This is a genomic window from Paenarthrobacter sp. NPDC089307 (genome assembly GCF_040685055.1).
Taxonomy (GTDB): domain Bacteria; phylum Actinomycetota; class Actinomycetes; order Actinomycetales; family Micrococcaceae; genus Arthrobacter.
This window is the reverse complement of the sequence record NZ_JBFBHE010000002.1, coordinates 54,600-75,491: the sequence shown is the minus strand read 5'-3', so window position 1 is coordinate 75,491 and position 20,892 is coordinate 54,600. Positions and strand designations below refer to the sequence as shown.

22 protein-coding genes are annotated in these 20,892 nt (G+C 64.1%); 20 read left to right on the top strand and 2 right to left on the bottom strand.

Annotation, left to right across the window (positions count from 1 at the left end; all coding sequences use genetic code 11):
• Positions 1-5: 5 nt before the first annotated feature.
• From AB0N72_RS04310 to AB0N72_RS04270, 9 genes are read left to right on the top strand one after another with little or no spacing between them, the layout of a single operon-like run.
• Entirely contained in the window at positions 6-752 is a 747-nt protein-coding gene (locus tag AB0N72_RS04310) for a response regulator transcription factor (RefSeq protein WP_363934528.1), read from the top strand.
• Positions 742-1,971 carry a HAMP domain-containing sensor histidine kinase gene (locus AB0N72_RS04305; RefSeq protein ID WP_363934530.1) on the top strand — a complete coding sequence of 410 codons (1,230 nt, stop codon included), beginning with the start codon at positions 742-744 and terminating at the stop codon, positions 1,969-1,971. The genes AB0N72_RS04310 and AB0N72_RS04305 overlap by 11 nt, the downstream gene beginning before the upstream one ends.
• Complete coding sequence (locus AB0N72_RS04300; protein WP_363934532.1) at positions 1,968-3,557, top strand: molybdopterin-dependent oxidoreductase; 1,590 nt, start codon at positions 1,968-1,970, stop codon at positions 3,555-3,557. The genes AB0N72_RS04305 and AB0N72_RS04300 overlap by 4 nt, the downstream gene beginning before the upstream one ends.
• A 56-nt stretch (positions 3,558-3,613) precedes the next feature.
• Complete coding sequence (gene glp, locus AB0N72_RS04295) at positions 3,614-4,843, top strand: gephyrin-like molybdotransferase Glp (protein WP_363934533.1); 1,230 nt, start codon at positions 3,614-3,616, stop codon at positions 4,841-4,843.
• Positions 4,831-5,370: a cyclic pyranopterin monophosphate synthase MoaC gene (gene moaC, locus AB0N72_RS04290; RefSeq protein WP_363934534.1), complete on the top strand. Its 540-nt coding sequence runs from the start codon at positions 4,831-4,833 to the stop codon at positions 5,368-5,370. Before glp ends, moaC begins: the two co-directional genes overlap by 13 nt.
• Positions 5,367-5,870, top strand: coding sequence for a MogA/MoaB family molybdenum cofactor biosynthesis protein (locus AB0N72_RS04285; protein WP_363934535.1), 504 nt, complete (start codon positions 5,367-5,369; stop codon positions 5,868-5,870). Before moaC ends, AB0N72_RS04285 begins: the two co-directional genes overlap by 4 nt.
• Positions 5,860-6,315, top strand: a complete 456-nt coding sequence (locus AB0N72_RS04280) for a molybdenum cofactor biosynthesis protein MoaE (RefSeq protein WP_363934537.1) — start codon at positions 5,860-5,862, stop codon at positions 6,313-6,315. Before AB0N72_RS04285 ends, AB0N72_RS04280 begins: the two co-directional genes overlap by 11 nt.
• A gap of 51 nt (positions 6,316-6,366) precedes the next feature.
• The gene (dapB, locus tag AB0N72_RS04275; protein WP_363934538.1) at positions 6,367-7,125 is read left to right on the top strand and encodes a 4-hydroxy-tetrahydrodipicolinate reductase; all 759 of its coding nucleotides are present in this window, start codon (positions 6,367-6,369) and stop codon (positions 7,123-7,125) included.
• Positions 7,126-7,128: 3 nt separating this feature from the next.
• The gene (locus AB0N72_RS04270; RefSeq protein ID WP_363934540.1) at positions 7,129-7,617 is read left to right on the top strand and encodes a hypothetical protein; all 489 of its coding nucleotides are present in this window, start codon (positions 7,129-7,131) and stop codon (positions 7,615-7,617) included.
• On the opposite strand, the gene AB0N72_RS04265 is transcribed toward AB0N72_RS04270, so the two are convergent.
• Positions 7,593-8,828, bottom strand: coding sequence for a heparan-alpha-glucosaminide N-acetyltransferase domain-containing protein (locus AB0N72_RS04265; RefSeq protein ID WP_363934542.1), 1,236 nt, complete (start codon positions 8,826-8,828; stop codon positions 7,593-7,595). The genes AB0N72_RS04270 and AB0N72_RS04265 overlap by 25 nt on opposite strands.
• 106 nt (positions 8,829-8,934) lie before the next feature.
• On the opposite strand from AB0N72_RS04265, the gene AB0N72_RS04260 reads away from it, so the two are divergent.
• The 7 genes from AB0N72_RS04260 (at position 8,935) to AB0N72_RS04230 (ending at position 16,621) form a co-directional block, all read left to right on the top strand.
• On the top strand, positions 8,935-9,270 hold the full coding sequence (locus AB0N72_RS04260) for a hypothetical protein (protein ID WP_363934544.1): 336 nt from the start codon (positions 8,935-8,937) through the stop codon (positions 9,268-9,270).
• A gap of 51 nt (positions 9,271-9,321) precedes the next feature.
• Positions 9,322-10,254: a 4-hydroxy-tetrahydrodipicolinate synthase gene (gene dapA / locus AB0N72_RS04255; protein ID WP_363934545.1), complete on the top strand. Its 933-nt coding sequence runs from the start codon at positions 9,322-9,324 to the stop codon at positions 10,252-10,254.
• Positions 10,255-10,260: 6 nt separating this feature from the next.
• Positions 10,261-11,952 (top strand): ribonuclease J, encoded by a 1,692-nt coding sequence (locus AB0N72_RS04250; RefSeq protein ID WP_363934547.1) that lies wholly within the window; start codon positions 10,261-10,263, stop codon positions 11,950-11,952.
• Between the two features lie 75 nt (positions 11,953-12,027).
• The gene (locus AB0N72_RS04245) at positions 12,028-14,892 is read left to right on the top strand and encodes a DNA translocase FtsK (RefSeq protein ID WP_363934549.1); all 2,865 of its coding nucleotides are present in this window, start codon (positions 12,028-12,030) and stop codon (positions 14,890-14,892) included.
• Positions 14,893-14,946: 54 nt separating this feature from the next.
• Positions 14,947-15,549: a CDP-diacylglycerol--glycerol-3-phosphate 3-phosphatidyltransferase gene (gene pgsA / locus AB0N72_RS04240; RefSeq protein ID WP_363934551.1), complete on the top strand. Its 603-nt coding sequence runs from the start codon at positions 14,947-14,949 to the stop codon at positions 15,547-15,549.
• Positions 15,549-16,049 carry a nicotinamide-nucleotide amidohydrolase family protein gene (locus AB0N72_RS04235; protein ID WP_363934553.1) on the top strand — a complete coding sequence of 167 codons (501 nt, stop codon included), beginning with the start codon at positions 15,549-15,551 and terminating at the stop codon, positions 16,047-16,049. Before pgsA ends, AB0N72_RS04235 begins: the two co-directional genes overlap by 1 nt.
• Positions 16,050-16,186: 137 nt before the next feature.
• Entirely contained in the window at positions 16,187-16,621 is a 435-nt protein-coding gene (locus tag AB0N72_RS04230) for a helix-turn-helix transcriptional regulator (protein WP_024820363.1), read from the top strand.
• 85 nt (positions 16,622-16,706) lie between these two features.
• Here the strand turns inward: AB0N72_RS04230 and AB0N72_RS04225 are convergent, their stop codons facing one another.
• Complete coding sequence (locus AB0N72_RS04225) at positions 16,707-17,264, bottom strand: MarR family transcriptional regulator (protein WP_363934638.1); 558 nt, start codon at positions 17,262-17,264, stop codon at positions 16,707-16,709.
• A 59-nt stretch (positions 17,265-17,323) separates the two neighbouring features.
• Between AB0N72_RS04225 and AB0N72_RS04220 the strand changes: the two genes are divergently transcribed.
• From AB0N72_RS04220 to miaB, 4 genes are all read left to right on the top strand, one after another.
• A complete protein-coding gene (locus AB0N72_RS04220; RefSeq protein WP_363934639.1) occupies positions 17,324-17,521 on the top strand; it encodes a DUF3046 domain-containing protein in 198 nt (65 codons plus the stop codon).
• A 258-nt stretch (positions 17,522-17,779) separates the two neighbouring features.
• Positions 17,780-18,820 (top strand): recombinase RecA, encoded by a 1,041-nt coding sequence (gene recA / locus AB0N72_RS04215; protein WP_018779075.1) that lies wholly within the window; start codon positions 17,780-17,782, stop codon positions 18,818-18,820.
• Positions 18,810-19,352, top strand: coding sequence for a regulatory protein RecX (locus tag AB0N72_RS04210; protein ID WP_363934555.1), 543 nt, complete (start codon positions 18,810-18,812; stop codon positions 19,350-19,352). Before recA ends, AB0N72_RS04210 begins: the two co-directional genes overlap by 11 nt.
• Positions 19,352-20,881: a tRNA (N6-isopentenyl adenosine(37)-C2)-methylthiotransferase MiaB gene (gene miaB / locus AB0N72_RS04205; RefSeq protein ID WP_363934557.1), complete on the top strand. Its 1,530-nt coding sequence runs from the start codon at positions 19,352-19,354 to the stop codon at positions 20,879-20,881. The genes AB0N72_RS04210 and miaB overlap by 1 nt, the downstream gene beginning before the upstream one ends.
• The last annotated feature ends 11 nt before the right edge of the window (positions 20,882-20,892 follow it).

The following is a 20,892-nucleotide window of genomic DNA, read 5'->3' as shown; positions in this document are numbered from 1 at the left end:
GGAGCGTGACCACAAATACGGCGTCCCCAGCGGAGCCTGGAAACCGGCGTGTCCTCCTGGTCGAGGATGAACAGACCATCGCCGACGTCGTCCGTGACTACCTCCTGCAGGCCGGGTTCCAAGTGGACACCGCGGGGGATGGATTCACGGCCCTGACACTCGCCGCAACACGCCGGCCGGACCTCGTGATCCTGGACCGGATGCTCCCTGGCCTGGACGGGGTTGAAGTGTGCCGGCGGCTCCGGCAATCCATGACCGTACCGGTCATCATGGTGACGGCCCTGGGAACGGAAGATGACCGGATCCTTGGCCTGGAGATGGGGGCGGACGACTACGTCACCAAGCCGTTCTCTCCCCGGGAATTGGTTCTGCGCGTCAAGTCGGTGCTGCGACGAAGCATCAAGGACTACACCCCCGAACCCCGGGTCCAGTCCGCCGGCCTGGATCTTGATCCCGCCTCCCGGACCGTGACATTGCTCGGAGAGCCGCTGGCCCTGACCGCCCGTGAGTTCGACCTTCTCGCTTTCCTGATGCGCCGGCCCAACCAGGTGTTCAGCCGTGAGGAACTCATCAAGGCTGTATGGGGATGGGACTTCGGAGACCTCTCAACAGTCACCGTCCATGTCCGCCGGCTGCGCGAGAAGATCGAGGCTAATCCCACCAAGCCACAGCTCATCAAGACAGTCTGGGGTGTCGGCTACCGCTTTGACGTCCCACCCGGGGACGACCACGGGGCTTCCCATGGAGGGTAGCGAGCTCTGGACCATCCTTGCATGGGTCCTTTTCTGGGCCGTCCTGATCGGTGCCACCACACTGGCTCTCCTGCGGTTGCTGCGCCGGACCTCTGTACTGGCTCAAATTTGCTTAGTGGTTGTCGCCACCGTCGCAGTGCTCGTGGCGGGCATGGTCAGCGCCTTCAACGCGATGTTCATCTCCGCCAGGGACCTCGAAGTGATGTGGTACATCCTGGCGGTGGCATCGGCCGTGGCGGTTGCGCTATCCCTTGTGCTCGGCGCTGGAGTGTCCAGGAACGCAGCGCGGCTGGTGGATGCAGCGCGCCGGATTGGTCGTGGCGAAACGCTCGAGCACTCCGTGACGGAGGACAGGGGAGCATCTCCGGCCATGACCTCGGAGCTCGCCGAACTGGCCCAGGAACTTGAAGCCAGCAGCCGGAGCCTCGCCGAATCGCGGGAGCGCGAAGCTGCCATCGAGAAAGCACGGCGGGAACTGGTGTCCTGGATTTCGCATGACCTCCGCACCCCGCTTGCCAGCATGCGTGCCATGACGGAAGCCCTTGAGGACGGCATGGCCGCGGATGTGCAGGGCTACTACCGGAAGATCATCGGGCAGACCGAGCAGATGACCGCCATGGTCAATGACCTTCTGGAGCTCTCCAAGATCCAGGCCGGGACCCTGCGCCTGAGCGCTGAAGCGCTGGATCTGTACGACCTCGTCAGCGATGCCCTTTCGGACCTGGCGCCCCTGGCAGCGAAGCGGGGCATCAGGCTCGACGGCGGCGGTGATCGGGAGTGCATGGCGGTGGCCGATGGACCCAGCCTGGCCCGGGCAGTACGGAACATCCTTCTCAACGCCATCATCTACAGCCGGCCCGGGACCGATGTCCACGTCAGCGTGGGGCGGGACAACGGAAACGCGGTGATCGCGGTCCAGGACCAATGCGGAGGAATTCCGGACGAGGACCTCCCGCACCTTTTCGAAACAGGGTGGCAGAAGGACCCCTCCCGAGGTGCCACTGAGGCCCTGCAGGGAAGCTACAGCGGTGCGGGCATCGGACTCAGCATGGTGGCGGGCATCGTCAAGGCGCACGGGGGATCAGTGACGGTCGGCAACGTCGACGGCGGCTGCCGCTTCGCCGTGAAGCTCCCGGCGGGATCGCTCCCGCCGGTTCCGGTGATGAAGGAAACCGCGGGAACAACCGGAACAGACAACGGCCCTGGAGGCAGATCATGAGCACGCCCGTAAGGAACCCCACGAAGACCGGGAGCCCTGCCGGCGGACCGCGGTTGTGGGCACCGGCTGCTGGGCTTGCTGCCGGAGCGGCCGGGATAGCGGCAGGGGAGCTTACCGCAGGGCTCCTCAGTCCGCTGGTATCCCCGGTGACGGCCCTCGGCGGGGCAGTGATCGACGCCGTTCCACCCGGCGTGAAGGACCTGGCCGTGCAACTCTTTGGCACGGCGGACAAGATCGTCCTGGTGGCATCCATCGTGGTGGTCGCCGGGTTCCTGGCCGCGCTCGCAGGAATCCTTGAACGCCGGAGGGCAGGACTCGGGCTGGCACTTGCGGGACTCGCAGGCGTAGCGGGACTGACCGCCGTCGTAACCCGGGCACAAGCCAGCCCGCAGGCGGCCCTGGCGCCGATCGTTGCCGCGGTAGTCACCATGCTGCTGTTAAGGATGCTCATTCGCAGGCTCGAGACCTGGGTTCCGCGGGGAAGCACTGCGGCAGAGGGCGGAGGCGGGCAGGCACCCCTGGCCAGGCGGAGCTTCATCAATGCCCTGTCCGGAACTGCCTTGGCTGCGGTGGTCGGGGGTACCGTGACCACCATTCTTACCCGGGCCACTGCTGTGGCTGCCGGGTTCCGCAGCTCGCTGACGCTGCCCGCACCGGCCACGCCGGCGCAAACCGTACCAGCAGGTGCCTCGTTGGCCTTGGCGGGGATCAGTGCCTTGGTAACCCCGAACGCCGACTTCTACAGGATCGACACCGCCCTGACGGTTCCGGCCATCGACCCGCCCTCCTGGAAACTGAAAGTCACCGGCATGGTGGAACGGGAGATCGAACTGGACTTCGCAGAACTCCTGGCCAAGCCCATGGTGGAACGCCACATCACCATCGCCTGCGTGTCCAACAATGTTGGCGGCGACCTCATCGGCAACGCCCTGTGGTTGGGCTGGCCGGTGCGCGAACTGCTCGCCATGGCGGGGCCGAAAGCCGGGGCAGACATGGTGCTGTCCACCAGCAACGACGGCTGGACTGCCGGCACGCCCCTTGAAGCGCTCACCGACGACCGCGACGCGCTGTTGGTGGTCGGCATGAACGGAGAGCCGCTGCCCTTGGAACACGGATTCCCCGTCCGCATGATCGTGCCCGGGCTCTATGGCTACGTGTCCGCCACAAAATGGTTGACTGAACTCAAAGTGACCCGCTTCGCCGACGATACCGGGTACTGGACACCCCGGGGCTGGAGCGACCACGGACCCATCAAAACGCAATCCCGCATCGACGTGCCACGCAGCGGGCGGACTGTCCAAACAGGAAAAGTACAGTTTGGCGGCGTTGCCTGGGCGCAGCATCGTGGGATCGAACGCGTTGAGCTGCGCGTCAACCGCGGCGCCTGGCAGAGGGCACAACTGGCGAGCGCCATTTCCACTGACACGTGGTGCCAGTGGCAGGTCGGCATCGACCTGACCCCTGGCGACTACGAAGTGCAGGTCCGGGCCACCGACGCAACCGGCCAGCCGCAAACCGAAGACAAAGCTCCCGTAGCCCCGGACGGCGCCACGGGTTACCACACCATCAGTGTCAAAGTGGCCTGAGCATCTACTCTGGGAACGTCCGGATGTTTTCCGGATGCCACCATGCCCCCAGGAGGATGTCCGTGCCCAGATCTGTTGCAGACCATCGCCAGGCCGTGGCGGAACTGCTGGCAGCGGTGACCGCGAGGAAAGGCACGCTGCGGCTCCCGCTGTTGGACGCACTCGGGATGGTGCTCGCCGGTGACCTCCACGCACCGTTGTCCCTGCCTCCGTTCGCCAACTCCCAAATGGACGGTTATGCCGTCCGTTCCGCTGACATTCCCGACGGCGGTGCGAAGCTCCGGATATCCGCGCCCGTTCCGGCAGGTGCGGCGCCGGTGGCACTGAAGGCCGGCCATGCTGCACCCATCATGACCGGGGCCATGATGCCTGAGGGCGCCGACGCCGTCGTGCCGATTGAAAAGGCAACACCTGGTACGTTCCCTGATCCCGGAGCCCTGGACGCCGAGGTGCATCTGCCGGAGGTGGAGCCCGGGACGTACGTGCGCAACCGCGGCAGCGACATTGAAGAGGGTGCGCTCGCATTGGCCGCCGGCACCGTGCTTGGCCCTGGCCAGCTGGGGCTGCTGGCAGCGCTGGGCTTTGTCGACGTCGAGATCCGCCAGCCCCTGCGTGTCCTCCTGCTCACCACCGGAGACGAGGTCCAGGAGCCAGGCACCGAACTGACGCCCGGCAGGATCTATGACTCCAATGGAACGCTCCTGGAAGCCTCCATGAAGCAAGCGGGACTCGAGGTGGTCCGCACTGGCATCTCGGACGACCAACCGGCGGGCCTGCTGGCGGTCCTGCACCATCACCTCGCGGACCGCGACGGCGAGGCGCCGGTGGATGTGATCGTCAGTACCGGGGGAGTGAGCAAAGGGGCGTACGAGGTCGTGCGTCAAGCGATGGCCGGGCAGCCGGTGGACTTCCTGCACGTTGCCATGCAACCGGGCGGGCCACAGGGACTGGGTACTTTCAACGGGGTCCCCTTCATCGGTTTCCCGGGGAATCCTGTCAGTTGCCTCGTTTCCTTTGAGATGTTCCTCCGCCCCGCCCTTTCGCACGTGGCCGGGACGCCCGCCCCGCGGCCCGCGCTGAGAGCACGCCTGGCTGAGTCCCTGACCTCGCCCTATGGCAAGCACCAGGTGCGCCGGGGCACCGTCGTGGACGGAGTGGTCCGCATGGAGGGCGGTGCCGGCTCCCACCTGGTCCATGCCCTTGCCCGTGCCAACGCCCTGGTACAGATCCCCGAGGACGTCACGGAACTCGCAGAAGGGGACGAAGTGGAAGTATGGATGCTGTGAACCACACTTCCGAAAACCCCCAAGGCCCCGGGGGCCTGACCCATCTCAGGCAGGACGGCACTGCCCAAATGGTGGACGTCTCCGAAAAGGACGTCACAACCCGCGAAGCCACGGCCACGGCCACGGTCCGCTCCACCGCAGAAGTCCTTGCCTTGTTGGGCGCTGGCGAGTTGCCCAAGGGCGACGCGCTCGCGGTCGCGCGGGTGGCCGGCATCATGGCTGCGAAGAAGACTCCCGAGCTCATCCCGTTGTGCCATCCGTTGCCCATCTCCAAGGTCACCGTGGACTTTGAACTGGCGACGGACTCGGTGGGGATACTGGCCACCGTCAAGACCCGTGGCGTCACCGGCGTCGAAATGGAAGCGCTGACTGCAGCCTCCGTGGCCGCGCTGAGTGTCTACGACATGATCAAGGCCGTGGACAAGCACGCCGTCCTGAGCGACATCCGTGTTCTGTCCAAGAGTGGCGGCAAGAGCGGAAGCTGGGACGTCTCCGGCGATTCCCTGCATGGGGAGGCGGACGCATGAGTGCGTGCGAGCCCAACGCGCACGGGCCCCGGAAGGCCGGCGTCGTGATTGCCTCCACCCGGGCGGCAGCCGGAATCTACAGCGACGAAACCGGCCCGATCATCCTCGACTGGCTCAACGAGCACGGTTTCGACACTTTTCCCACGATGGTGGTGCCCGACGGCGAACCCGTGGGCGCCGCGCTCAGGGCCCTTCTGACCCAGGAACCGGCCGTCGTCATCACCAGCGGGGGAACGGGCCTTAGCCCTGATGACCAAACACCGGAAATGACGCTCCCCCTGCTGGAACGCGAGATTCCGGGCATCATGGAAGGCATCCGGCGCGCAGGCGCGGCAAAGACCCCCATGGCCATGCTGAGCCGTGGCCATGCGGGCGCAGCTGGCAGGACATTCATCATCAATCTGCCGGGATCGCCCAAGGGGGTCATGGACGGGCTGGCCGTCCTCGACCCCGTCATCGGGCATCTCTGCGAGCAACTGGAAGGAAGCCATGGGCACTGAAACGGACTTCGAAGTAGTCAGCGCTGTCCTGAGTTCCGAGCCGATCTCGGTGGACCAGGCCATCAGGGCCGTGGAATCGGACACTGCCGGCGCGGTGGTCAGCTTCAGCGGCGTGGTGCGCAACCACGACGACGGCAAGGCAGTGGACCGGCTGAGCTACAGCGCCCACCCCACTGCGCATAAGGTCATGACCGACGTCGTCGCGCAGCTTGTTGCCGAGCATTCGGGCGAAGCTGACCAGCCGGTGCGCATTTGGGCCGCCCACAGGATCGGCCTCCTTGAGATCGGTGATCCCGCACTGGTGTGTGCCGTGGCAGCTGCGCACCGCGGCCAGGCCTTTGCCGTCTGCTCGGAACTGGTGGACCGGGTCAAGGAGCAAGTCCCCATCTGGAAGGAACAGTTCTTTTCCGACGGCACCGTTGAATGGGTTGGAGCAGGGGAGTAGGGCGGAGTCACGGTTCCTCCCCGGGTACGGCCCGGCGGTAGGGTTAACGCCATGACCGAACAACTTGCTGTTGCAGTGCTGGGCGCCAACGGGCGCATGGGAATCGAAGCCGTGAAGGCCGTTGAAGCAGCTGGGGACATGACGCTGGTCGCGGCTCTTGGCCGTGGTGATTCCCTGGAAAAACTGCTCGACGCCGGTGCACAGTATGTTGTTGACCTCACCGTTCCGGATGTCACCGAAACCAATGTCCGGTTTGCCGTTGAGCACGGAATCCACGCTGTTGTGGGTACCACCGGTTGGGATGCGCACCGGCTGGACGCCCTGCGGACCCTCCTGGAGCAGAAGCCGGGCACCGGTGTCCTGATCGCCCCGAACTTTGCCCTTGGATCGGTGCTGGCCAGCGCGTTCGCGGCGAAGGCATCGCAGTACTTCGAGTCCGTGGAAATCATCGAACTTCACCACCCCAACAAGGTGGATGCGCCGTCAGGCACCGCAGTGCGTACCGCGCAGCTGATCGCCGAAGCGCGCCAGGAGGCCGGCGTCCCGGCCAGCCCGGATGCCACCGAAACGTCCCTGGATGGTGCAAGGGGCTGCGATGTGGACGGCATCCGCGTGCACAGCGTCCGCCTCCGCGGGCTCGTGGCCCACCAGGAAGTGCTCTTCGGCGGTCCGGGCGAGCAGTTGACGCTGCGCCACGACTCCTTCGACCGTGCCTCCTTCATGCCCGGTGTCCTGTTGGGGCTGCGGAAAGTGGCAGCAAACCCCGGCCTGACGGTGGGCCTGGACGGCTACCTGGACTTGGGGTTGTAAATCGTGGCACATTTCCTGACAACCCTGAAGAAGAACCGCACCAAGATCTGGGTAGGTGCCATCACACTGCTTTTGGTGCTGTACCTGGTGGTTTCAGTGCAGCGCTCGTTCCTTCTGCTCGGAGACCCCAACCTGGTGGCAAAGGGAATCGGCGCGGCCTACTTGGTGCTTCCGGTCATTGGGGCCTGGGCCTTGATACGTGAATTGCTCTTCGGTGCACGTACCGAACAGATGGCCAAGGTCCTGGAAGCCGAAGGTGGCCTGCCGGAGGACACCCTGCCCCGGACGCCGGGCGGGCGGATTGTGCGCGCCGCTGCCGATGCCGAGTTCGAGAAGTACCGCGCTGAAGCCGAGGCCGCCCCGGAGGATTGGCGTTCCTGGTTCAGGCTCAGCTGTGCCTATGACGCCTCAGGTGACCGTAAACGCGCCCGGGCGTCCATGCGCGACGCCGTGAAGCTGTTCCGCTCTCAGCCCACTGCCGCCGGGCGGTAACTGCCCAACCTCGATGCCGTGTGGGCCGCCCACTCAAGCGGTCCCCGCCGCCTGAGCAAGGCAAAACAAACGCCGATGCCAATGGCGCACAGCGCCTGTGCCCAGTACATGCCTTCGTTCGTCCACGCTGCAGGCAGGGGCTGGTTGGTAAAGCCCGAAACCACCCACACATGTGCCGAATACAGGCTTAGCGTCATGGCGCCGGGCCCGCTGAGCACCATCAGGAAATTGACCCTGATGCGTTCGGCAAGCCTGCCAAGAACCAGGAAGAAACCCACGACTCCGGCAGCTACGCCGCTGGTGTGCAACAAATCCAGCGTGGTACCAGCATGTGGCGCCGCCGTGGCCAGCCACCACCACGAATCCACCTGCTGCAGCCCCGTGAGATTGACCTGCAGCATGCTCTCCAAGGGATAGCCCCTGGTGCCGGGCAGCACCGACAGGGCAGCCCGGCCACCCCACGCTTCCATGGCCAAGACCCCAACGACTTTCGCTACGCTGGCAACGACGATTCCAACGCTAAGCAGCATCAGCTGGACCTTCGCCTTCGTCAGCGCCAGGCGCCCGATCACCAGGCCGACCAAGAGGTACGAAATCCACTGGCACACAGGGTAGTAGCCGGTGAAGAACAGGTCAGCCAGCAATCGGGTGGGGGTTCCCAGATCCTCCCAGCCGGGGTTGTGTCCCAACTGCAATGGCGGGTTCTCGTCCAACAGCAAGGGGCGGGTCAGGTACGCGAGGACTGGCGAGGCCACCAGCCATCCCACCGCCCAGAAGATCAGCGTCTTCAGTTGCAAACCCAGGAAGGGCAGGATGCACAGGAACAGGAGAGCGTAATGCACCAGGATCACTGCGACGTTGACTTCCAGGCCGCCCAGGGCAAGGCCGACGACGGCGATCACCAGGGCGCGCATGGCCACGCCGCCCCTGGCGGACCAGAGCTCAGCTCCGCTGCGCGGCTCCTGCTTGCCTGTCGCCAATGCCAAGCCGATTCCGGCCAGTACAGCGAAGAGTGCTGCAGACCTGCCGGAGAACACCAGCCCCACCATGGTTGGCTCCCAATGGGGCGCCGGGCCAAAGGTAGGCAGCAGGTGTGTGGCCATCATGCCAAGAAGAGCCGCTCCTCTGGCTGCATCGATGCCGGTCAGCCGTGAAGGGCCCGTGCGGTGGCCTGGTGCCTTCCGCGGGGGCGCCATCTCTTGCGAAGTCATGGTGCGATCGTCTCATGTCCGGGGTGCCATGCCTGGGACAGGCCAGCTGCCGGACTCCTGGCCCCACAGCCTTGTATTCGAATATGTGTTCGAATAACATGGCCGCATGAGCGATGTTCCAAAACAGCCGGCCGGTCCGTGCGGACCCATGAGAGCGATGAGTCCGGGAGTGGTCGACTTCCTTTTCAGGCAACTCGTGGCTGGCGAACCTCCCGAGGACACACACTGGAACAGTGAGGGCACAGTGCTCGCGGAGCAGGCTCCGGGCGCTGAATTGGCCCGCAGGTTGTCGGAAACCGATGTGGAATCCCTGACGCCGCTGGAACTGTTCGAGTACGTCCGGGCTTCCCAGCGCCTGGTCACTTGGGCGGAGCAGCTCAAAGAGCGCGCGGTAAGCCGGTACTGTTCGGAGGAGCCCGCGCGGACACGCAAGCCCGCGTGATAACTGTGCCCCATTCTTGTAACGGGGCTGTGACAGGGTAACGTTTTTCCTATGTCTGACGTTCGCGCGCCCATTCCCGCCCTTGGTACCCTGCTGACCGCCATGGTCACCCCCTTTACTGAGGACGGCAAGGTCGACTACGACCAAGCCGCAGCGCTGGCAGAAAAGCTTGTCCAGGACGGTTGCGATGGACTCGTAGTTACCGGCACCACCGGAGAGACCTCCACCCTGACGGACGACGAGAACCTCGGTATGTTCCGGGCCGTCAAGGAAGCCGTGGGCGGCAAGGCTGCCATCATCGCCGGCACGGGCACCAACGACACCGCGCACTCGGTGCACCTCTCGCAACGGGCCGCTGAACTGGGTGTCGATGGTCTCCTGATCGTCACCCCGTACTACAACAAGCCCAGCCAGGCCGGCGTGCGTGCCCACTTCGAAACCGTCGCCTCCTCCACTGACCTGCCGGTCATGCTCTATGACATTCCAGGCCGTTCCTCCATCGCCATCGCGCCGGAGACCATGATCGAACTGGCCAAGCACCGCAACATCGTTGCGGTCAAGGATGCGAAGGCTGATTTCGCTGCCGCCACGCGTGTCATGGCCGAGACCGACCTCGTTTTCTACTCCGGCGACGACGGCCTGACCCTGCAGTGGATGGCGCTGGGTGCTGTTGGCCTGGTGGGCGTCACCACCCATGTGGCCACGCGACGGTTCCGCGAGCTGATCGACGCCGTCAACAACAACGACCTCGCTACGGCGCGGTCCATCAACTTTGAACTGGAGCCCGTGGTTCGTGCAACCATGACCCGGGTCCAGGGCGCAGTAGCCGCCAAGCAGATTCTCAAGTGGCAGGGAGTCCTGCCCAACTCGGTTGTCCGTTTGCCCCTCGTGGAGCCGGACGCGGCCGAGATCGACATCATCCGCGGGGATTTGGCGGAAGCCGGAATGGACTTCAACGTCCAGGACGGTTCCGCCGGAAAGTAGCACAATATGACCCAAACCGCCCTTCCCGGACTGGTTACGCCGCCGAAACTGCCCAAAGGCACGCTGCGGATCGTTCCGCTCGGTGGACTGGGAGAGATCGGCCGCAACATGGCGGTCTTCGAAATCGACGGCAAGTTGCTCATTGTTGACTGCGGGGTGCTCTTCCCCGAGGAAACGCAACCTGGTGTGGACCTGATCCTGCCCGATTTCTCCTACATCGAGAACCGGCTGGACGACGTCGTCGGAGTGGTCCTCACCCACGGCCACGAGGACCACATCGGCGCGGTTCCCTACCTGCTGCGCCTCAAGGCCGACATTCCGCTGATCGGTTCGCAGTTGACCCTCGCGCTGGTGGAAGCCAAGCTGCAGGAGCACCGGATCAAGCCGTACACCCTCACCGTCACTGAGGGACAGGTGGAGCAGTTCGGTCCGTTCGAGTGTGAGTTCGTTGCAGTCAACCACTCCATCCCGGATGCGCTGGCGGTCTTCATCCGCACCGAGGGCGGCAACGTCCTGCACACCGGCGACTTCAAGATGGACCAGCTGCCCCTGGACGGCCGCATCACGGACCTCCGGCACTTTGCCCGGCTCGGCGAAGAGGGCGTGGACCTCTTCATGGCGGACTCGACCAACGCAGATGTCCCCGGGTTCACCACGGCCGAGAAGGAAATCGGACCCACGCTGGACCGCTTGTTCGGACAGGCAAAGAAGCGCATCATCGTGGCCTCTTTCTCCTCCCACGTGCACCGCGTCCAGCAGGTCCTCGACGCTGCAGCCAAGCACGGACGCAAGGTCGCCTTCGTGGGCCGTTCGATGGTCCGCAACATGGCCATTGCCGCCAAGCTGGGTTACCTGGAGGTGCCGGACGGCATCCTGGTGGACATCAAGAACATCGACAACATGCCCGATGACCGTGTGGTCCTCATGTCCACCGGCTCCCAGGGTGAGCCGATGGCGGCACTCTCGCGCATGGCGAACGGCGACCACCGCGTGATCGTCGGCAAGGGGGACACCGTCATCCTGGCGTCCAGCCTGATCCCCGGCAACGAGAACGCCGTTTTCCGCATCATCAACGGCCTCCTCAAGCTAGGTGCCGACGTCATTCACAAGGGCACGGCCAAGGTCCACGTCTCAGGCCACGCAGCGGCCGGGGAATTGCTCTACTGCTACAACATCCTTGAGCCGCTCAACGCCATGCCTGTGCACGGTGAAACCCGGCACTTGATCGCCAACGGAAACATCGCCCTGGAGTCGGGTGTGCCGTCCGAAGGCATCATCCTCAGCGACAACGGCACGGTCATCGACCTCAAGGACCACGTGGCGAACATCGTGGGCCAGGTGGAAGTTGGATTTGTCTACGTGGATGGTTCCAGCGTGGGCGAAATCACCGACGCCGACCTGAAGGACCGCCGCGTGCTGGGCGATGAGGGCTTCATTTCCGTCATCACCGTGATCAGCCGCGCTACCGGCAAGATCGTCTCTGGCCCGGAAATCCACGCCCGTGGCGTGGCCGAGGACGACTCGGTATTCGACGAGATCGTTCCCAAGATCAACGCGGCACTCGAAGAGGCCGTGCTTAACCACACGGACCACACGAACCACCAACTGCAGCAGGTGGTCCGCAGGATCATCGGTACCTGGGTCAACCGGAAGCTGCGCCGCCGTCCAATGATCATTCCGGTGGTCCTGGAGGCGTAGCCCGTCAGCAACATGAATACCCAAGGGGGTCTGAAATCCGCGGATTTCAGACCCCCTTGGGGTACCGTGGCACGTATGGCGACCCGTACTACCTCCGCGCCACGAGGCAGCTCAAGCAATAAATCCGGCGGCACAGGCCGGAGCGGAGCCGCATCCAAAACCAGCGCCGCAAGCAAAAGCGGGCGGGGCAGTACTGCCCGCACCAAGCAAGCGGCCGCCGTCGAACCCCAAACACCGCTTCCACTGCGCATGTTGTCAGGTGCCTGGCAGGGGATCGGACATGTGGTGGGCGCCGGCGTTCGGCGCATTGGCCATGATGTCAGCGACCTCGACCCCGCGGACCGCAGGGATGGGGCAGCCCTGTTCAACCTCGTCCTGGGCATCGCGATAGCCACCTTCGCCTGGTGGGGCCTCACGGGTTGGCTCCCGGACATCGTTTACAGCGTGGTCAACGGGACGTTCGGATGGATGTCCCTGATCCTGCCCTTCATGCTTTTTGTCTGCGCCTTCCGCTTGTTCCGCAAGCCCCAGGACGGCCGCGGTAACAACCGCGTGGGCATTGGCTTCATGATCATGACGTTGGCCGGGTCCGGGCTGGCCCAGGTCATTGGGGGCCAACCGACCGTTGCCGATGGTTTTGACGGACTCCGCCGGGCAGGGGGCATGCTGGGATTCCTAGCCGCGGCGCCGCTTGCGGCAATCCACGTCGCTGTCCCGGTCATTGTCTACAGCCTGCTGGCTTTTGTTTCCGTGTTGATCGTCACGGCCACCCCATTCGGTGCGATTCCCGCCCGGATCCGGGGTGCCTATGAACACCTCATGGGCGTTGACCTCATGGATGGGACCGACAAGGACGGCCACGACCGGAGCTACCTTTACGGCAACAGCCCCGCTGCCACGCCGAAAAAGAAGAAGCGCATGCGCCTCTTCGGCAAGGACGAAGAATCCGACGCCGGCCTGGAAGGTTACGTCGGTGATGAGGCCTTCGAGCACGCCATAGTCGACGACGACGACGAAACCCCCGCTGCGTCCGCCCCCCGCGTCCCCCCGGGCGTCCGGCGCCCCACGCAAGCCGAAATCGCCGTGGAGAAGATCAAGGCGGCCCAAGGCCTCGCCGGAGCAAACCCCGGCATCGACAACCCCACGGAAGCCATTCCGGTCCTGCCCCCTGAAATGACCGCCCCGGTAGCAGCCCAGGTGCCGGCGCGGCCCGCGACGCCCCCGCCTCCGCCCACGCCGATCCCGCAGCGCACGGAGCAGCTTTCACTTGCCGGCGATGTCACGTACACGCTGCCTGCCTCGGATTTCCTGACGCCGGGCTCCATCCCGAAGGAGCGCACGGAAGCCAACGACGCCGTCGTCGCCGCCCTGACTGACACCCTCACCCAGTTCAACGTCGACGCCGCGGTCACTGGCTTCAGCCGTGGTCCCACCGTTACCCGCTACGAGATCGAGCTCTCGCCCGGCACAAAGGTCGAACGCGTGACGGCGCTTTCCAAGAACATTTCGTATGCCGTGGCGTCAAGCGACGTACGTATCCTGAGCCCCATCCCGGGTAAGTCAGCCATCGGTATCGAAATCCCGAACACTGACCGTGAGACGGTGTCCCTGGGTGATGTGCTGCGAAGCCAGAACGCGCGGCGCACCGACCACCCCATGGTCATGGGTGTGGGCAAGGATGTTGAGGGCGGCTATGTCGTGGCCAACCTCGCCAAGATGCCCCACCTCCTGGTTGCAGGTGCCACCGGTGCAGGTAAGTCGAGCTTCGTGAACTCCATGATCACCTCGATCCTCATGCGGGCAACCCCGGATGAGGTCCGCATGGTCATGGTCGACCCCAAGCGCGTGGAACTCACCGCCTACGAAGGCGTCCCGCACCTCATCACCCCGATCATCACCAACCCGAAGAAGGCCGCGGAGGCCCTCCAATGGGTGGTCCGGGAAATGGACGCCCGCTATGACGACCTCGCCAATTACGGTTACAAGCACATCGATGACTTCAACAAGGCAGTCCGGGCAGGCAAGGTAACGCCTCCCGTCGATTCCAAGCGCGTCATCAAGCCCTACCCCTACCTGCTGGTGATCGTGGACGAACTCGCCGACCTCATGATGGTTGCGCCGCGCGATGTTGAAGACTCGATTGTCCGCATCACGCAGCTGGCCCGCGCCGCTGGCATCCACCTGGTGTTGGCCACGCAGCGGCCTTCCGTGGACGTCGTTACGGGCCTCATCAAGGCCAACGTGCCCTCCCGCATGGCGTTCGCCACCTCATCCGTCACTGACTCCCGCGTTGTCCTGGACCAGCCGGGCGCTGAGAAACTCATTGGCCAAGGTGACGCCTTGTTCCTGCCCATGGGTGCTTCCAAGGCCATGCGCGTCCAGGGTGCGTGGGTTACCGAATCAGAGATCCACAAGGTCGTCGAGCACGTCAAGGGACAGCTGCAGGCGGTCTACCGCGACGACGTCGCAGCCGAGGCACCCAAGAAGCAGATCGACGACGACATTGGAGACGACCTCGAGGTCCTGCTCCAGGCGACCGAGCTGGTGGTCACCACGCAATTCGGTTCCACCTCGATGCTCCAGCGCAAGCTGCGCGTTGGCTTTGCCAAGGCCGGACGCCTGATGGACCTCCTGGAATCCCGCGGTGTCGTGGGCCCCTCCGAGGGTTCCAAAGCCCGCGACGTCCTGGTGAAGCCGGATGACCTCGCTGCCGTTCTTGCCGCCATGAAGGGGCAGGAATCGCCAGCCACGCCGGACGCCCACACAGCGGCCTTGAGCGAGAACGCGAACTCCAACATCGCCGTCGGCGGCTATGCCGAAGACTTGGTGCAGGCGGACCTGGACAACCGGACGCAAGCCATGGAGTACTACGACGGCGCCGACGGTTCAGGTGACGACGACGAGGGCGGCGAGGACGCCTGGTCACTGACGGGCCGGTAGCCGCCAAGGCCGCAGCGCCAAGGACTGTAGCTCCAGAGACGGTAGCCTAGAGGAGTGACTACAGCCGAGGGCGATAACGCGACTTCCAGCAGTTCCGACGTCTGGAACCTGCCCAACATCCTCACGATGCTCCGCATCGTCCTGGTGCCCTTCTTCGTCTGGTTCCTGCTGGCCGATGACGGCCTTTACGGGCTCTGGCGCTGGGCGGCCGTTGTGGCTTTCGCCGTGGCAATCTATACGGACAAGCTCGACGGCGACATCGCACGTGCGCGTGGCCTCATCACCAACTTCGGCAAGATTGCCGATCCGATTGCCGACAAGCTTCTCATTGGGTCGGCGCTGGTACTGCTGTCCGCCCTGGGGGAGTTGCCGTGGTGGGTCACCATCCTCATCCTGGTCCGTGAGTGGGGCATCACCGCGCTGCGCTTCGTCGTGATCCGTTACGGCGTCATGCCTGCTTCGCGTGGCGGCAAACTCAAGACGGTAGTTCAAACGGTGGCCATCTTCCTTTACATCCTTCCGCTCAAGGCGATCGCCCCGTGGCTGGGAGATCTCGCTTTCTGGGTCATGATGGCAGCCCTCGGCATCACGCTCTGGACCGGCGTCGAATACGTCATCCAGGCCACGAAGCTGCGCGCCGCTGGACGTCGCCGGTGATGTCCGGTGGCAATGCGTCGGAGACAGCGACGACGGTCGTCGGGACTGCCATCCGCCAGAACCTCACTGTGGCAACAGCCGAGTCCTTGACCGCGGGGCTGGTGGCGGCGACGCTGGCCAACACTCCCGGGGCCTCCGGCATGCTGCAGGGCGGCGTCGTTGCCTACCAGAACTCCGTCAAGACCCATGTGCTGGGTGTCCCGGAGGACCTGCTTGCCGTGGTGGGTTCCGTTGATGGTGGCGTCGCCGAAGCAATGGCCGACGGCGCACGGCGGGCTTGCGCTGCCGACGTCGGAATTTCCACTACGGGAGTTGCCGGGCCCGACCCGCATGATGGCAAGGATGTTGGCACCGTGTTCATCGGGGTGGCTTCTGCCCAAGGTGTTGCTTCCTTCGAGTACAGCTTCGCCGGCGACCGGCAATCCATCCGCGAGCAAGCCTGCGAGGCCGCGTTGGCGCGTCTGCTTGCCGCGTTGGGTGAGGTTGGTTACCGTTCGTAAAGTAGTCGGGAACAAAAACTCATTCCCAATAGTTGTGTCATTGTGTCGCCTCGGAAGAGCCGGGGCGCCTAGGATGTAAAAACATACCCGGTCCGCCAGCCAGCGAACCGGACCAACGAGGGAGCATGGCGATACAGATGGTAAAGCAGCCCGTATCCGTAAACGGCGTTGTCCGCTGGAAGGATGTGGGCTTGGCTGATCAGACACAGAGCGAACAGAAGGAGCGCAAAATGGTTGTACTACGCCACGAGATCGGTGATGTACTGCGCGATGTCCGCCAGCGTCAGGGCCGTACCCTCCGCGAGGTTTCGCACAGCGCCCGCGTGTCACTTGGCTATTTGAGCGAAGTGGAACGTGGCCAGAAGGAGGCTTCTTCAGAGCTCCTGTCCTCTATCTGCACAGCCTTGGATGTTCCGTTGTCCCACATGCTTCGCGAAGTCAGCGACCGCGTGGCCGTCGCAGAAGGTGTTGCTGTCCCGGACACCGTGCCGCAGGAATTTTCACAGCGCTACGGCCGCGACCTGGACCTCACGGACGACTTCCCCCAGGGAATGCTCTCCGGAGCCCGGTAAACGGCCTACACGTCTCATGAAGAAGGTCCCCAGCCTCAGGCTGGGGACCTCCTTGCTTTCTGCTGCGGACCCGTTCGACCCGGCGTCACGCGCCGGCTGGACTGTCCGTGGTGTCGATTCCCGGCTCCTTGGGGCCCAGGTCCTTGAGCGCGCCGTCTCCGTAGATGGCGTTCAGGCGTCCCATGTAGTCAGCCAATGTCTGGACATCCTTCAGGGGCCACTCGCCGAGCCGTTCGCGAAAAACCTGGCGGCGGGCATCCTGGACCAAGTGCATCTTTTCCTCGCCCTTTTCCGTCAGGCGGATGGACTGGGCCCGGCCGTCCTGGGGATCCGCTTCCTTGTAAACGAGGCCAATGCTCTCCAGGAACGCGATCTGCCGGCTCACGGAGGGCTTGCCCACGCCAATGCAGGTCGCCAGGTCCGTCAACCGGATGGGGCCTTCCCTGCGGATGACAGTGAGAAGCCCGTAGGCTGCGGGCTCCATGTCCGGATGAACCTGCCGGGACAACTGGTGGGAGATCGAACGGGCGCGGCGCCAGAGCAGGCTCAGCTGGTGTTCCACCTGCTGGAGGGCGTCGTCGACGTCGTCGCCCGGCGCGGCCGGCTCCGGCGTGCTCTGGAGAGGATTGCTCATGGCAACCATTCTAGAGTCCACTGCCATGAGAGACTCTATCCGTGAGGGCAAGTGACTTTTGGCGATTGATGGACGACGAATTCGGGGCAGGGTACTCCCGCGTCCTGGCCACGTCCCTGGTGTTGGCCGGCGTGGGTGGACGGACGGCCGTTGAGGCCTTGGCCGCCGGGTACCACCCCCGCGAGGTCTGGTTGGCTGTGTGCGAGGTCCAGGATGTGCCTCTCGAACGCCGGCTGGGCAGGGACATCAAGCCTGCTTCGAACTGAGTTTGCCGCGGGTCCGCATCTTGGGGGGAGCGGCGGGACACGCCGCACTGTTGTTCGAATATCTGTTCGGATAGGGATATGCTCCTGTGAGAGGAAAATTGATTCCGTAGGACGCATTCCACAGCTTCCGGCACCTGGGTTATCCACATAGCCGGGTTCGGCACCTAAAAATGTCAGGCCGCCGTAATAGCGTCTTGGATGACAGGAAAGCGGCCTAACGGGCCACTCCACAGCGAGAAAGCATCAGAGGTGTGAACCATGGCGGCAACCCCGGATCGTGAGAAGGCGCTCGAAGCAGCGCTTGCCCAGATCGACAAGCAATTCGGCAAAGGCTCAATCATGCGCTTGGGTGATGACACCCGCGCACCTATCGAGGTCATTCCCACCGGTTCCATTGCGCTGGACGTGGCCCTTGGCATTGGCGGCCTGCCCCGTGGCCGAGTCGTGGAAATCTATGGACCGGAATCATCGGGTAAGACCACCGTTGCGCTGCACGCCGTAGCCAACGCCCAACGCGCTGGCGGCATCGCCGCCTTCATTGACGCCGAGCACGCGCTTGACCCGGACTATGCGGCCAAGCTGGGCGTGGACACCGATGCCCTCCTCGTTTCCCAGCCGGACACGGGTGAGCAGGCCTTGGAGATCATGGACATGCTGGTGGGTTCCGGTTCGCTGGACATCATCGTCATCGACTCCGTGGCCGCACTGGTTCCCCGCGCCGAAATTGAAGGTGAGATGGGCGACTCCCACGTTGGCCTTCAGGCCCGCCTCATGAGCCAGGCCTTGCGTAAGATCACGGGTCGATTGAGCCAGACCAAGACCACTGCGATCTTCATCAACCAGCTGCGTGAGAAGATCGGCGTCTTCTTTGGCTCGCCGGAAACCACCACTGGTGGCAAGGCGCTGAAGTTCTACGCATCGGTTCGCATCGACGTTCGTCGCATCCAGACCTTGAAAGAGGGCGCGGATTCCGTTGGTAACCGCACGAAGGCCAAGATCGTCAAGAACAAGATGGCGCCGCCGTTCAAGATCGCCGAGTTCGACATCATCTACGGTCAAGGCATCTCCCGTGAGGGCGGCATCATCGACATGGGCGTTGAGCACGGCATCATCAAGAAGTCGGGTTCGTGGTTCACCTATGACGGCGATCAACTCGGCCAGGGCATGGAAAACTCCCGGCGGTTCCTGCGCGACAACCCTGAGCTGGCACAGGAACTGGAGCGTTTGATCAAGGAGAAGCTTGGCGTCGGCGTCAAGCCGGAGGAAGACTCCCCGAAGCTGAAGGCCGTTGACGGCTAGGACCGGGCCGGACCCGGACTCTGCGGTAGCTGCAGATTCCGAGCCCGACCCCGAATCCGTGGCGCGCGCCATCGTCCTTCGGCAATTGACGATGGCGCCACGGAGCCGGCTGCAGCTGTCGCGCAAACTGGCGGAGCGCAACGTTCCCGAGGACGTTGCGGAGGCGGTCCTGGACCGCTTCGAGGAGGTCCAGCTGATTGACGATGCTGAATTCGCCAGGATGTGGGTGCGCAGCCGTTCGCAAAGCAAGAAGCTTGCCAAGGGGGCGATTCGTCGCGAACTGGCGGACAAGGGCATCGTGCTCGAAGCTGCTGAGGACGCACTGTCGCAGCTCAGCGACCAGGATGAAGAAGCCGCCGCCAGGGAGCTTGTGCAGCGCAAGCTTCGTCCGGGTATGGATCTCTCGGATCGTTCCGAGCGCGACAAGTACACCCGCAGGCTGGCCTCCATGCTGGCGCGCAAGGGCTACGCCCCCTCTTTGGCGTTCAGGATCGTCGGTGAGGTGTTGGCAGAAGCCGGTACCCTTGAGTAGTGAGTTTGACCATTCCTTCCCCAACACCCGCCACCAGTCCTTCGGCTGAGCCCAGGACCTACCAGGTCCGGACCTTTGGCTGCCAGATGAACGTCCACGATTCCGAGCGCATGGCGGGCCTGCTTGAGGACGCTGGCTATGTGCCTGCTGAGGGCGACGTTGCCGACGTCGTTGTGTTCAACACGTGCGCCGTGCGGGAGAATGCGGATAACAAGCTCTACGGCAACCTTGGCCAACTGCGCCAGGTCAAAGAGGCCAATCCCGGCATGCAGATTGCTGTTGGTGGGTGCCTGGCCCAAAAGGACCGTGAAACCATCGTCCGAAAGGCGCCGTGGGTTGACGCCGTCTTTGGCACCCACAACGTAGGAGCCCTGCCGGCCCTCCTTAACCGCGCCCGGCACAACAATGAGGCCCAACTCGAGATCCTGGAGTCCTTGGACGTCTTCCCGTCCACCCTTCCCACCAAGCGGGAGTCCGTGTACTCGGGATGGGTTTCAATTTCCGTGGGGTGCAACAACACCTGCACGTTCTGCATTGTGCCTTCGCTGCGTGGCAAGGAGAAGGACCGGCGACCCGGCGAGATTCTGGCCGAGATCCAGGCCCTCGTTGATGACGGAGTGGTGGAAGTCACCTTGCTTGGGCAAAATGTGAACTCCTATGGGGTGGAATTCGGAGATCGCCAGGCCTTCTCCAAACTGCTGCGTGCATGCGGGGACATCGAGGGACTCGAGCGCGTACGCTTCACCAGCCCCCATCCCGCCGCGTTCACGGATGATGTCATTGACGCCATGGCGGAAACCCCCAATGTGATGCCACAGCTGCATATGCCGCTGCAATCGGGATCGGACAAAGTCCTCAAGGACATGCGTCGGTCGTACCGTTCCAGCCGCTTCCTGGGCATCCTGGACAAGGTGCGGGAAAGGATTCCGCACGCTGCCATCACCACTGACATCATCGTGGGCTTCCCGGGTGAAACCGAGGAAGATTTCCAGGCGACGTTGGACGTCGTGGAAAAGTCGCGGTTTTCCTCGGCTTTCACCTTCCAGTACTCCAAGCGTCCGGGGACACCGGCCGCCGACTTGCCGGAGCAATTGCCCAAAGCGGTGGTCCAGGAACGCTTCGAACGGCTCACGGCGCTGCAGGATCGCATTGCCGCCGAGGAAAACGCTGCACAGCTGGGCCGGAAGGTCGAGGTCCTGGTGACAGCCCAGGCAGGCCGGAAGGCCGGGGAGACACACCGGTTGTCCGGGCGCACGCAAGACCAGAGGCTGGTGCACTTCTCCGTCCCTGCCGGGGCTGTTACTCCACGCCCCGGCGATTTCGTCACTGTGACCATCACCGAGGCTGCGGCGTTCCACCTGGTGGCGGATCCCGCGTCAGCCAGTGACTACGTCGTGCGGCGTTCACGGGCAGGAGATGCTTGGGACCGGTCGCAGGCCGATTCCTGCGGCGTTCCCGGACCGGGGACATCAAACGGCAAGACTGGCGTGTCTTTGGGCATGCCGGCGCTGCCGGTCCGCCGCGCGTAGCAGCGTCGTCC